This window comes from Xanthomonas axonopodis pv. maculifoliigardeniae (genome assembly GCF_041519315.1).
Taxonomy (GTDB): domain Bacteria; phylum Pseudomonadota; class Gammaproteobacteria; order Xanthomonadales; family Xanthomonadaceae; genus Xanthomonas; species Xanthomonas euvesicatoria.
On sequence record NZ_CP167998.1, the window covers coordinates 4,284,480 to 4,297,480 of the forward strand.

A 13,001-nucleotide genomic window follows, 5' to 3' on the forward strand; every position below is an offset into this window, starting at 1 on the left:
CCTCGCCGGCCTCGTCAGCGGGGGCGACGAAGTGCTGGCAGGCCGCTGGGATATCCTATCGGGATGGCCCGCATCCCCGACGCATTCATCGACGAACTGCTAGCACGCACCGACATCGTCGAGGTGGTGGGCGGTCGTGTGCCGCTCAAGCGTCAGGGCAAGGAATATTCGGCGCGCTGCCCGTTCCATGACGAGCGCTCGGCCTCGTTCACGGTCTCGCCGACCAAGCAGTTCTATCACTGCTTCGGCTGCGGTGCGCACGGTACCGCCATCAGTTTCCTGATGAATTACGACCGCCTCGAATTTCTCGATGCGGTCGACGAGCTGGCCAAGCGCGCCGGCATGGACATCCCGCGCGAGACCCAGCAACGCACCCCGCAACAGCAGGACGACAGCCGCGAGCTGTATTCGGCACTGGACGCGGCGACCAAGTTCTTCCAGCGCCAGCTCGAGGGCAGCGAACGCGCCCGCGACTATCTGGACGGTCGCGGCGTGGATGCCGACAACCGCGCGCGCTTCCAGATCGGTTACGCGCCCGATGGCTACAGCGCACTGAAGGACACCCTGGGCACCGATGCGCGCCGCATGAGCGTGCTCGAACGCGCCGGGCTGTTTTCCAAGAACGATCGCGGCCATGTGTACGACAAGTTCCGCGACCGGGTGATGTTCCCGATCTTCGACCGCCGCGGCCGCGTGATCGCCTTCGGCGGGCGCATCATGGGCGCGCCGGCCGATGGCCGCGACCCGGGTCCGAAGTACCTCAATTCGCCGGAAACCGCGCTGTTCCACAAGGGCCGCGAGCTGTATGGCCTGTGGCAGGTGCGCCAGGCCAATCAGAAGATCGAGCGGCTGATCGTGGTGGAGGGCTACATGGATGTGGTCTCGCTGTTCCAGTTCGGCGTGACCCAGGCGGTAGCCACGCTGGGCACCGCCACCACGCCCGAACATGCCGAGCTGCTGTTTCGCAACGCGCCGGATGTGTATTTTTGTTTCGATGGCGATAACGCCGGGCGCAAGGCCGGCTGGCGCGCACTCGAATCGGTGCTGCCGCGCATGAAGGATGGCCGCCAGGCGTTTTTCCTGTTCCTGCCCGATGGCGAGGACCCGGACACCATCGTGCGCAAGGAAGGCGCGCAGGCCTTCGATCAGCGCCTGAAGCAGGCCACGCCGCTGTCGCAGTTCTTCTTCGACGAGATGTCGCGTGAGATCAACCTGCACACGCTCGACGGCAAGGCGCGCCTGGCCGAACGTGCGCGCCCGCTGTTGGCGCAGATCCCCGAAGGTGCGTTCGGCGATCTGATGAAACAGGAACTGGCGCGCCTGACCGGGGTCGGTGCCACCGCGTCTGCGCAGCAGTCCGCACCCAGGCCACGGCCGCCCGCGCGCATGGGTGCGCCCACGCAGAAACGCAGCCTGGTGCGTGCGTCCATCGCCATCCTGCTGCAACGGCCGTCCTTGGCGATGAGCCTGGAGGGCGTGCATGATTTTTCCGGGCTGCGCCTGCCCGGGATCGACTTGTTGATGGAGTTACTGGACCTGGTGCGGCAACGCCCGGAAATCAGCACCGGCGCGCTGCTGGAGCACTTCGCCGAGCGCCAGGAGCTTGCTGCCTTGCAGAAGCTGGCGGCGCAGGAGCTTCCCGGCGACGAGCACAGTTGGACGCTTGAACTGCATGACGTCGTCGCGCAACTCGACAAGCAATTGCTGCGTCAACGCGTGGAGGAGCTGCAGGCCAAACAGCGCGCGCAAGGGCTGGACGACACCGACAAATACGAAATGCGCGAACTGCTCAAGGCGCTCGCAGCGTTGTGATGCAGTGCTGCCTGGCCGAAGGCAGCGCAAGGCCATCGCGCACTGCCGTGCCGTTTCAGGCCTGACCGGTGACGTCGATGCCACAGCCAAGGCCTGCACGCATCGTAGAATGGCCCATACCAGGCGCAAGATCGCGCGCTACCACTGGACCTCGATGAAGAAGCTGCTGGCGCGGTTGCGCATTGACCCCTTCACCCTCGCGCTGCTGTGCACAGTTGCACTGGCCTCGTTTCTCCCGGTCACGGGCACGGCTGCGGCGGTCATGGACGATGTCACCGACGTGGCGATCGCGGCGCTGTTCTTCCTGCACGGCGCGCGGCTGTCGCGCGAAGCGGTGAAGGCCGGCGCGTTGCACTGGCGCCTGCATCTGGTGATTCTGGGCTGCACCTTCGTGCTGTTCCCGCTATTGGGGCTGTTGTTCAAACCACTGGCGCATCTGGCACTGACGCCGGAGCTGTATGTCGGCGTGCTGTTCCTGTGCGCGTTGCCGTCCACGGTGCAGTCCTCGATCGCGTTCACCTCGATGGCGCGCGGCAATGTGCCGGCCGCAGTCTGCGCCGCTTCGCTTTCCAGCCTGCTGGGCGTGTTTTTCACCCCGTTGCTGATGGGCGCACTGGTCGGCAGTCAGGGCGCCATGGCGCATCCGGCCGAAGCGATCGGCAAGATCCTGCTGCAGTTGCTGGTGCCGTTTCTGGCCGGCCATTTCATGCGTCCGTGGATCGGCGGCTGGGTCGAACGTCACCGCGCCGTGCTGCGTTACACCGATCAAGGCACCATCCTGCTGGTGGTCTATACCGCCTTCAGTGCATCGGTGAACGAAGGGCTGTGGCAGAAGACGCCGCTGCCTGCACTGCTGGCGGTACTCGGCGCTGCAGCGTTGTTGCTGGCCATGGCGATGCTTTCGATCACCTTCATCGCCCGGCGCCTGCACTTCAGCCGCGCCGATGAAATCGCCATCGTCTTCTGCGGCTCGAAAAAGAGTTTGGCCACCGGCGTGCCGATGGCCAAGGTGATGTTTGCCGGCGGCGGGCTGGGCGCGATCGTGTTGCCGATCATGCTGTATCACCAGTTGCAGCTGATCGTCTGTGCCGTTGTGGCCGCACGGTATGCGCGCAGTGCATTGGGCCAGCCGCAAGGCGCAGCCGAGCGTCATTGACGCTGCACCGCGCCAGCACCTGCCCGCTGCGTATCGCGTAACAGCAGTTCGCATCGCTGCACATCCAGGTTGTAAGCAGATGTACAACGGTGATGACGCACGCCCGCCCAGGTCCGCCAGCGGCCGCTAGAGTGCGCGATCGACCTTCTGCCGCCCCACGGTGATTTGCCATGACGCTGTCGCTGCCACGCCCTTCCCCTTCCTTGATCGCGCTGCTGGCAGTGCTGGCTGCGCTGACTGCCTGCGACAAGCCAGCACCGCCTGCGGCGCCCGCACCACTCACCAAGACGGCGTCCACGCCGGCACCCGTTGCCGGCATCGCTTGGCGCGAGGGCGACGTGGAAGACGCCTTTGCCGAAGCCAAGGACAGCGGCAAGCCGATCCTGTTGTATTGGGGCGCAGCCTGGTGCCCGCCCTGCAATCGCCTCAAGGCCACGCTGTTCAAGGATCCGGCCTTCATCGCGCGCACCCAGCAGTTCGTCGCCGTGCACCTGGACGGCGATTCGGAGGGCGCGCAGGCCTGGGGCGAGCGCTTCGGGGTCAAGGCGTATCCCACCATCATCGTGCTGCGCCCGGACCGCAGCGAGATCACCCGGCTGGCCGGCAATGCCGACAACGCGCGCCTGGCCGAGGTGTTGCGGGTTGCGGCCAAGAGCACCAGTACCGCCCAGCAATTGCTCGACAAGGCGCTGCACACACCACAACAGCTCAGCGCGGACGATTGGGCCGTGCTCGGCAACTACGCCTGGGGCACCGACGATACGCTGGTCAAACCCGATGCCGCCGCCGACGTGCTCACCCGGCTCTCCACCTCGGCGCCACAGCCGGCACTGCAACGCAGCTTCGCCCTGGCCGCCATCAGTGCCGCCAGACACCCACCGGCTGCCAGCAGCGCCAACCGCACGCTGTTGGAAGCGGTGTTGGCCGACCCGGCAGAAGTGCGCGCCAATCTCGGCACGCTGAACTATGTGCCGGCACGCCTGGTCACCGCCGCCAGCAACGAGGCCGACGTGCGCAGCACGCTCTCCAACGCATTGAATCAGGCCTTGGACAAGGTCTACGCCGATCCTTCATTGCCGATTTCCGACCGGCTCGGCACCGCATACGCGCGCATCCAGCTGGCACGCCTGGCACAAGGCCAGCCCACCGAAACCGAAGCCGAAGGCCCGCAACCACCGTTGCCCAAAGACGTGGTGGAGGTGGTGCACCAGCGCGTGCAGTGGGCCACCGACACCGCCAAGACCGACGAGGAGCGCCAATCCACCATCAGCATGGCCGCCGCGTTGCTGAGCGAGGTGGGCGATCGCAGCGCGGCAGAGCAATTGCTGCTGGCCGAGTTGTCGCGCAGCAAGACGCCGTACTACTACATGCCCGAATTGGCGGATCTGGCCGAACAACGCGGCGACAAGAAGACCGCCCTGTTGTGGCTCAAACGGGCCTACGACAGCGCGCAAGGTCCCGCCACACGCGTGCAGTGGGGCGTGATGTACGTGGATGGGCTCATCCGGCTCAGCCCCGATGACACCGTCGGCATCGAGGGCGCCGCCACCCAGGTGATCGGCGAGTTGGCCGGTCAACCGGATGGTTACCGGCAACGGACCCGTCAGCGCTTCGCCACCCTCGGCACCGCATTGAAGACCTGGAGCAAGCAGCATCGCCGCGAAGGCAGTGCAGTGCTGGCGCGTCTGCAGCAGAAAATGCAGTCCAGCTGCGACAGCAAAACTCCCAGCGAGTGCGCCAGTTGGCTGAGTTGAGTCGACACAGTGCCGTGTGCCGGCAACGCATGATGATCAGAGCGTGGCAAGCCGCAAACCGCGGCGTCTGCTGACATGGACGCCGCTGGTGACCTCGACGCGGCGCACGCGGCACGCATCCGGCACCTTTCGCCACACGCGGCAGGCGCTGCAGGCGTGATCCATCCATCCGCCTGATTGCCACGCAAGTCATCGGGCAGAGCTACCGCATTGCCGCTCGTCTCGCTGCGGCGACTAGCGCACCCACGGCAGCAGCAGATGGTCGACCATCAGGAAGGCGAACAACGCCATCAGGTACACGATGGAGTACCCGAACATCTTCATTGAAAACAGTTCGTCCGGCGGGTTCAGCATGCGCCACGCGTACCAGAGGAACACCGCATTGAGCACGATCGCACCGCCCAGATAGAACACCCCGCTCATGCCCACCGCCACCGGCGCCAAGGTCACGATCGCCAGCAATACGGTGTACACCAGGATCTGCTTGCGCGTATGCGGCACGCCATGGGTCACCGGCAACATCGGGATCGCGGCCTTGGCGTAATCGGCACGGCGGAAGATCGCCAGCGCCCAGAAATGCGGCGGCGTCCAGATGAAGATGATCAGCACCAGCAGCGAGGCATTGATCCAGTCGGCGCTGGTCGGCAGCCCGGTCACCGCGGCCCAGCCCAGCATCGGCGGGGTGGCGCCGGCCAGGCCGCCAATCACGATGTTCTGCGAGGTCGCACGCTTCAGGTACACGGTGTAAATCACCGCGTACCCGATCAGCGAGGCGAAGGTCAGCACCGCGGTGATGACATTCACCCACACCACCAGAATGGTCATGGAGATCACGATCAGCGCGCCGGCGAACACCAGCACCTGCCAGGGCCGCACCTTGCCCACCACCAGCGGGCGCCATGAGGTGCGCGCCATCTGTGCGTCGATCTTGGCGTCGAGCAGTTGGTTGATCGCTGCCGCCGCTGAAGCCGCCAGCCAGATACCCAGGAAGCCCAGCGCGCCGGTGCGTACCTGCAGCCAGGTCGGCATGTCGGGAATGGCCAGGAACATGCCCACCAACGCGGTGAACACGATCAGTGCCACCACCTTGGGTTTGGTCAGATCCCAATAATCGCGTGCGCTGACAGCCATGCTCACTCCGGCGCGCGCAGCCGCGCCAGCAGCGAGACCAGCACGAACAGCAACGCCACCGCCCCGCCGTTATGCATGACCGAGACCTCCAGCGGCAGCGCCAGCTTCACGTTGAGCATGCCCAGGCTCACCTGCACGGCCACCAGCAGCGCCAATGCGCCGGCCCACACCCGCATGCCCGGCGAGCGCGACAAGCGCCAGGCCAGCCACCACAAGTACAGCGCGGTCGCAATTGCCCATAGCCGATGCGCCATCTGGATCGCGATACGCGCCGCACCGTCCAGCACGCCACCTTCGTAATCCACTCCGATGCCGCGCCACAGCGTGAAACCTTCACGGAAATCGTGCGGCGGCCACCACTGGCTGACACAGCGCGGGAAGTTGTCGGCCGACCAGCTGCCGCCGCCACACGCCAGCGCGGCGTAGTTGGCGCTGACCCAGCCACCAAGCGCGATCTGCAGGCCCAGCACCGCCACTCCCAGGCGCAGCAGCCACTTCAAGCGCGATGCATCGGCCAGGGTGATCGGCAAATGCGTCGCGCGCCAGGCCATCCACACCAGCAGCGAGAACATCAGCATGCCGCCCAGCAGGTGTCCCATCACCACGATCGGCTTGAGCAGCAACGTCACCGTCCACATGCCCAGCAACGCCTGGAAGATCACCACCGCCAGCGTCAGCACCGCTGCACGCGCCAGATCGATGTTGCTCCAGCGCAATGCCGCCAGCAGCAGGATGGCCTCGCCGGCGATCGCCACGCCGAAGGCCATGGCGTGCCAGCCGGACATATAGAGCGGGATCGACAACGCCACTAGCACCGCGGCCGACACCACCTGGGCAATGCCCATGCGACGGCGACGCACCGCCAGCAACGACAGCACCAGCACTTCCACGCCCAACGCACCGGCCAGGAAGCGGTGGACCTGTTCGCGCCAGGCCTTGTGCGATTCCAGCGGGCGGATCTTGCTGGCCACGTGCGTGTTGGCTTCGTCGCTGGTCTGCGGCCAGGTCACGCGGCCGTAGCAGGTCGGCCAGTCCGGGCAGCTCATGCCGGCATCGGACAAACGGACGAACGACCCGAACAGGATCGTGCTCGCAGTGAACAACGCGGCCAGCCAGGCCATGCGATGGAAGTGACGGAACAACGCCGGTGGCGCAAACAGGTTCATCGAAACGGGCTCACATCAGTTTCAGCAGCTTGACCAGATCCGACCGCAGGCCGGCCGGGTCGAAACCCGGGGCATACCGCAGGATCACAAAGCCATTGGGGTCGATCACATACACCGGCACGCCGGCCGCATCGGTGCCGCGCGGCAATGCCTGGCGCAGGCGGGTATCGTCGCGCAGCACGCGCAATGCAGGCATCGGCGGCAGCCCGGCCGGCGGTGGGCCGATCCACAGCACCTCCACCTTGTCGGCGCGATGCCCGAGCAACTGCCACACCTTGTCCAGTTCCGCGGCCAACGCCACGCACTGCTGCGTGCAATCGGCCGGCGGCGCCACTGCAATGCGCCAGATGCGCTCGCTCGGCGCCCATGCATACGGTTGCCCGTTGGCACGGACCGGCACCAGCGCCCGCAGGTCCGCGGGCGGCTTCAGCAGCTCGCCGTGATTGCGCATCGACGCCGGCTGCCATCCGGAGAAGCGCAGCACGCCGGCCAGCAACATCGAGCCGAAGAACAGCACCGCCAGGGCAATCAGCATCCTGCGGCCGCGTTTGACCGAATGCGGCGTGGCCGATGTGGAGGAGGTCATGCCGGCGATTTTCTCATGCCGCAGGCGTCAGTGCCCGCGGTCGCGGCGGCGCGCACGCCATGTCAGCAGCATTGCGGTCGCCAGGACCGCGACGGCCAACCCGAACCATTGCACCGCGTAACCCAAGTGCCGCGCGGGTGGTAGCGTGTTTGGCAGCATGTCCAGATCGCGTGCGTAGCCAACCGGCAGTGCAGGGTCCAGGCGCAGGACCTGCGACGAAATGTCGCGCCTGCCCAGCGTGCTGCGTAAGGCCTGCAGATCCAGTCGCGTGGCCAGCCAGGTCTGCGCCGCAGCCCCCGGCGACAGCGCCGGTCCGATCGCCAGCCCCGCCGACGGCGGAGCGCTCAAGAGCCCCTGCACGGTCTGCACGCCTTTCAGCGCAACGATGCCGGGCAACTGCCGATCGGCCGGTAATGGCAGCCAGCCCAGATCCACCAGCACGTCTGTCGATCCACCTTCGGGCACTGCCAGTTGATACACGCGCACACCGGCACGCCCGTCATGCAGCTGATTGTCCAGCAAGACCAGTTGCGGCAAAAAACGCACTTGCCCACGTACCCATGCCAACTCATTCTGCGTCGCCAGCGCCGGTGCCAAGGGCAGCGTGGTGTCGCGCACATGTGCGGCACGGTCCAGCAAGGCTTGCTTGCTCTGCATGCGCTGCAACTGCCAATGCCCAAGCGCCGCGAAACCCGCGCTCACCAGCAGCGCCAGACACCAGCCAAACACCGCCGTGTGCTTGCGCGTCATGACAAGCGGCGCAAAAAGGCGTGCAATGCCATGACCACGCCGACTGCACCCGGGGCTGTTGTGAACGATTCGCTCAAGACGCTGCTGATTGTCGCCTTCCTGATCGTGATCCTATGGAACCTGGGCGCTGGCCTCTACTACCTGCTGACCGACCGTGGCCAGACCAAGCGCACCGTCAACGCCCTGACCTGGCGCATCGGTCTATCGGTGGCATTGATCGCCATCGTGATCCTCGGCATCTACACCGGCTGGATCAAGCCGCATGGGCTTGGCCGCTGAGGAGCCGGGATTGGGGATTCGGCATTGGGGATTCGTGAAAACTAAAGCCTTCCGCTTTTACGAATCCCAAATCACCAATCCCGAATCCCCGCCTCAAAGGACATACACGAACAAAAACAGCGCCAGCCACACCACGTCGACGAAGTGCCAGTACCACGCGGCCGCTTCGAAAGCGAAGTGGTTGTCGCGGCTGAAATGCCCCTTCGCCGCGCGCAGCCACATCACCGCCAGCATGATGGTGCCCAGCAGCACATGCATGCCGTGGAAGCCGGTCAGCATGAAGAAGGTCGAACCATAGATGCCCGAGCCCAGGGTGAGATTGAGCTCGGTATAGGCGTGGATATATTCCTCGGCCTGCAGGAACAGGAACACGCAGCCCAGCAGCACGGTCAACCCCAGCCACAACAGCAGCGCGCCGCGGCGCCCGCCCTTGAGCGCGTGGTGGGCGATGGTCAAGGTCACGCCGGAACTGAGCAGGATCAGCGTGTTGATCAGCGGCAGGCCCCAGGCCGGGATGGTCTGGAACTGCCCACCGATGGTGCCCGGGCCATTGGTCGGCCACGCAGCGGAATAACCATTCCATAGCAGCTCGTTGGTCATCACGCCGTCGCCTTCCCCGCCCAGCCAGGGCAGCGTCAGCACACGCGTGTAAAACAGCGCACCGAAGAAAGCGCAGAAAAACATCACCTCGGAGAAGATGAACCACACCATCCCCATGCGGAACGAGCCATCCACCTGGCGGTTGTAATGCCCGGCATTGGATTCGCGGATGACATCGCCAAACCACATGAACAACGTCGCCAGCAGCATCGCCACGCCGGCGAAGAAGGTCCAGCGCCCCCATGCCGCGTCGTTGAGCCAGCTGGCCACGCCGATCATCATCACGAACATCGCAATCGACCCGACAAAGGGCCATTTGCTCTGGCTCGGGACGAAATACGCATCGGCGTTGGGACTGTGATCGGCCATGGCGTTGCTTCCGTGTCGTGGTACGGGTGGATGGAAGGTTACGGCGCAGCGCGTGGCGCGCCAGCTGCGCCTCCGCCCTGCAGTTCGGAGGTCAGCGCGTCGTTGCGATAGAACGTGTAGGACAGGGTGATCGTAGTGACTTCCGGCGGCAGTGCCGGGTCGACGATGAAACGCAGCGGCATGTCGCGCATTTCGCCGGCCTGCAAGGTCTGCGCGGTAAAGCAGAAGCACTCGGTCTTGTTGAAGTAGCCCGACGCACGCGCAGGTGCAACCGAAGGCACCGCACTGCCCACCACCGCACGTGCACCATCGTTGCGCGCGAAATACAGCGCCTCGTTGAGCTCGCCCGGCACCACATCCATCGTCATCTGTTCGGGATGGAAGGTCCACGGCAGTTTGGAATTGACCCCGCCATCGAACTCCACGCGCACCGTGCGCTTGCCGGCGGCAGGTGGCGCGCCCGCGTTTGCGCGCGAGCTGCCGGGCGCACGCTCCATGCGGATGCCAAACACTTTCTCGCAGGCGATGCGGTAGAGCGGCACCAGGGAAAACGTCAGCACGAACACGCCCAGCACCACGCCCAGCAGCTTGAACAAGCCGGCTGTGGGTGCGTGTGCGGGCGCGCGTGCACTCACCGCCCGATGACTCCCGAGGCGATGAAGCCCGCATAGATCAGCAACGCGATGATGCCGACCGTGATCGCGGTACGGCGTACCGCACGGCGCTGCTGCGCCTGCCGTTCCGCAGCAGATAACAGACGCGTCACCGCCGGCTCCGAGGCGGACTCAGTGGCCGATGTCTTCATGTGCAAGATCTCCAGGCTTGATCACCGGCGGCACGGTGAAGGTATGCGCCGGGGCAGGTGACGGCACCGTCCATTCCAGACCCTTGGCACCTTCCCAGGAGCGGGCCTGTGCACGCGCGCCACTGCGCAGCGAGGACAGCAGAATCGCGGCCATCAGGAACGGCGTGACGAACATGCCGAACGCACCGATCGAACTGACCAGGTTCCAGTCGGCGAACACCACGTTGTAGTCGGGAATGCGCCGCGGCATGCCGGCCAAGCCAAGGAAGTGCTGCGGGAAGAACAGCAGGTTGACGAACACCATCGTCCACCAGAAGTGCACCTTGGCCCAGGTCTCGTTGTACATCCGCCCGGTCCACTTGGGCCACCAGTAGTACACCGCCGCGATCAGCGCGAACACCGCACCGGTCACCAGCACGTAGTGGAAGTGCGCCACCACGAAGTAGGTGTCGTGGTACTGGAAGTCCGCCGGCACGATCGCCAGCATCAGGCCGGAGAACCCACCGATGCTGAAGAGGATCACGAACGCCACCGCCCACAACATCGGCGATTCGAAGGTCAGCGAGCCTTTCCACATCGTGCTGACCCAGTTGAACACCTTCACCCCGGTCGGGATGGAGATCAGCATGGTGGCGAACATGAAATAGATTTCGCCGCCCAGCGGCATGCCCACGGTAAACATGTGGTGGGCCCAGACGATAAAGCTCAGGAAGGCGATCGCGGCAATGGCGTAGACCATCGCCTGGTAACCGAACAGCGGCTTGCGGCTGAAGGTCGGAATGATCTCGCTGACCACGCCGAACGCCGGCAGGATCATGATGTACACCTCCGGGTGCCCGAAGAACCAGAAGATGTGCTGGTACATCACCGGGTCGCCGCCGCCGGCCGCGTTGAAGAAGCTGGTACCGAAGAACTTGTCGGTCAGCAGCATGGTCACCGCGCCGGCCAGCACCGGCATCACCGCGATCAGCAGGAACGCGGTGATCAGCCAGGCCCAGCAGAAGATCGGCATCTTGAGCAGATCGATGCCCGGCGCGCGCATGTTCAGCACGGTGGCGATGATGTTGATCGCGCCCATGATCGAGCTGACGCCGGCCACATGGATCGCAAATACGCTGAAGGCGACGTTGTAGCCGCCCTGCAGCGACAGCGGCGGGTACAGCGTCCAGCCGCCTGCTGGCGCGCCGCCCGGCAGGAACAGCGTCAGCAGCAGCAGGGTAAAGGCGACCGGCAACAACCAGAACGACCAGTTGTTCATGCGCGGCAACGCCATGTCCGGCGCACCGATCTGCAACGGAATCATCCAGTTGGCCAGGCCGACGAAAGCCGGCATCACGCCGCCGAAGATCATCACCAGTGCATGCACGGTGGTCATCTGGTTGAAGAACTCCGGTTTGACGAACTGCAAGCCGGGCTGCATCAATTCGGCGCGAATCACCACACTCATCGCCGCGCCGATGATGAACATCACGAAGGAAAACAGCAGATACAACGTGCCGATATCCTTGTGATTGGTCGAAAAGAACCAGCGCTCGACGAAACCGGGCTGGTGGTGTCCGTGGTGATCGACTGCGGTATGCGCCATGACGGAACGACCTCTGCGAAGCGAGCGGTTGCGGGCGATTAAAGAGCGGCGGTCGGTGTTGCGGCCTGGGCCGGTGCCGCCGCAGGCACGGCGTCACCTTGCGGAGCGGCCGGTGCACTGGCCGGCGTCGGTGCGGCCGCTGGCGCGGCTCCCGGCGCTGTGCCTGACGCACTACGACGCGACGCCAGCCAGCGCTGGAAGTCAGCCTTGGGCAGCGCCTCCACCACGATCGGCATGAAGCCATGATCCTTGCCGCACAACTCGGCGCACTGCCCGCGATACACGCCCGGTTGTTCGATATTGGTCCAGGCTTCGTTGACGATGCCGGGAATGGCATCCTGCTTCCATCCCAGCGCCGGCACCCACCAGGCGTGGATCACATCGTCGGCGGTAATCACGAAGCGGATCTTGGTGTTGACCGGCAGCACCAGGCGGTTATCGACATCCAGCAGATAGTGCGGCTGCGAGGCCGCGGTGGGGCGCTCGCCGCTTTGGCGGATACGATCGGATTCGCGTGCCAGGCGGCTGGTGAATTCCACGCCCTGGCCCAGATATTCGTACTTCCACATCCACTGATAGCCGGTCACCTTGACCGTCATTTCCGATTCGCGGGTGTCGTACATCGCGATCAGTTTTGCCGTCGCCGGCCACGCCATCGCAATCAGCACCAGGACCGGAATCACCGTCCACAGCACTTCCGCGGTGGTGTTGTGACTGAATTGTGCGGCCACCGCGCCCTTGGACTTGCGGAACTTGAACATCGCATAGCCCATCGCCGAGAACACCAGCGCACCAATCACCACGCACACCCACAGCGCCACCATGTGCGCCTCGTAAGCCATCCGCGCGGTCTGGGTCACCCCGCGCCCCATGTTGAGCTGCCATTCCTTGGGATCGGCCGATTGCGCCCAGGCCACCGGCGCGCTCAGCAGCGCCGCCATCGCCAGGCCCACGTGTGTGCAGGTGTTGATCGACTTCCAGCTGCTGCGTTGCGTCATTGCCTAGACC

The 13,001-nt window shown here is 65.0% G+C and carries 13 protein-coding genes; 4 read left to right on the forward strand and 9 right to left on the reverse strand.

The genetic code is table 11. The features are described 5' to 3' along the window. Positions 1–63: 63 nt before the first annotated feature. From dnaG to ACDH77_RS18280, 3 genes are all read left to right on the forward strand, one after another. On the forward strand, positions 64–1,812 hold the full coding sequence (gene dnaG / locus ACDH77_RS18270; RefSeq protein WP_008577436.1) for a DNA primase: 1,749 nt from the start codon (positions 64–66) through the stop codon (positions 1,810–1,812). Between the two features lie 109 nt (positions 1,813–1,921). After that, positions 1,922–2,968, forward strand: a complete 1,047-nt coding sequence (locus tag ACDH77_RS18275; RefSeq protein WP_372353580.1) for a bile acid:sodium symporter family protein — start codon at positions 1,922–1,924, stop codon at positions 2,966–2,968. A 170-nt stretch (positions 2,969–3,138) separates the two neighbouring features. Then, positions 3,139–4,722: a thioredoxin family protein gene (locus ACDH77_RS18280; RefSeq protein ID WP_031425144.1), complete on the forward strand. Its 1,584-nt coding sequence runs from the start codon at positions 3,139–3,141 to the stop codon at positions 4,720–4,722. Positions 4,723–4,956: 234 nt separating this feature from the next. On the opposite strand, the gene cyoE is transcribed toward ACDH77_RS18280, so the two are convergent. The 4 genes from cyoE to ACDH77_RS18300 are packed head-to-tail and all read right to left on the reverse strand — an operon-like array spanning position 4,957 to position 8,355. Beyond that, entirely contained in the window at positions 4,957–5,853 is an 897-nt protein-coding gene (gene cyoE, locus ACDH77_RS18285; RefSeq protein ID WP_011348837.1) for a heme o synthase, read from the reverse strand. 2 nt (positions 5,854–5,855) lie between these two features. Next, positions 5,856–7,019, reverse strand: a complete 1,164-nt coding sequence (locus tag ACDH77_RS18290) for a COX15/CtaA family protein (RefSeq protein WP_008577446.1) — start codon at positions 7,017–7,019, stop codon at positions 5,856–5,858. Between the two features lie 10 nt (positions 7,020–7,029). Continuing rightward, positions 7,030–7,605: a hypothetical protein gene (locus ACDH77_RS18295; RefSeq protein ID WP_008577447.1), complete on the reverse strand. Its 576-nt coding sequence runs from the start codon at positions 7,603–7,605 to the stop codon at positions 7,030–7,032. 27 nt (positions 7,606–7,632) lie between these two features. Continuing rightward, entirely contained in the window at positions 7,633–8,355 is a 723-nt protein-coding gene (locus ACDH77_RS18300; protein ID WP_031425147.1) for an SURF1 family protein, read from the reverse strand. A gap of 60 nt (positions 8,356–8,415) precedes the next feature. Between ACDH77_RS18300 and ACDH77_RS18305 the strand changes: the two genes are divergently transcribed. Next, positions 8,416–8,634, forward strand: coding sequence for a twin transmembrane helix small protein (locus ACDH77_RS18305; RefSeq protein WP_003484642.1), 219 nt, complete (start codon positions 8,416–8,418; stop codon positions 8,632–8,634). A gap of 93 nt (positions 8,635–8,727) precedes the next feature. Here the strand turns inward: ACDH77_RS18305 and ACDH77_RS18310 are convergent, their stop codons facing one another. From ACDH77_RS18310 to coxB, 5 genes are read right to left on the reverse strand one after another with little or no spacing between them, the layout of a single operon-like run. Beyond that, entirely contained in the window at positions 8,728–9,603 is an 876-nt protein-coding gene (locus tag ACDH77_RS18310; RefSeq protein ID WP_005911522.1) for a cytochrome c oxidase subunit 3, read from the reverse strand. A 38-nt stretch (positions 9,604–9,641) separates the two neighbouring features. Next, the gene (locus ACDH77_RS18315) at positions 9,642–10,238 is read right to left on the reverse strand and encodes a cytochrome c oxidase assembly protein (RefSeq protein WP_277574516.1); all 597 of its coding nucleotides are present in this window, start codon (positions 10,236–10,238) and stop codon (positions 9,642–9,644) included. After that, positions 10,235–10,408, reverse strand: coding sequence for a hypothetical protein (locus ACDH77_RS18320; RefSeq protein WP_003484652.1), 174 nt, complete (start codon positions 10,406–10,408; stop codon positions 10,235–10,237). The genes ACDH77_RS18315 and ACDH77_RS18320 overlap by 4 nt, the downstream gene beginning before the upstream one ends. Then, positions 10,389–11,993, reverse strand: coding sequence for a cytochrome c oxidase subunit I (gene ctaD / locus ACDH77_RS18325; RefSeq protein ID WP_005911527.1), 1,605 nt, complete (start codon positions 11,991–11,993; stop codon positions 10,389–10,391). Before ctaD ends, ACDH77_RS18320 begins: the two co-directional genes overlap by 20 nt. Positions 11,994–12,031: 38 nt before the next feature. Then, positions 12,032–12,991: a cytochrome c oxidase subunit II gene (gene coxB / locus ACDH77_RS18330; RefSeq protein ID WP_218540748.1), complete on the reverse strand. Its 960-nt coding sequence runs from the start codon at positions 12,989–12,991 to the stop codon at positions 12,032–12,034. Between the last annotated feature and the right edge of the window lie 10 nt (positions 12,992–13,001).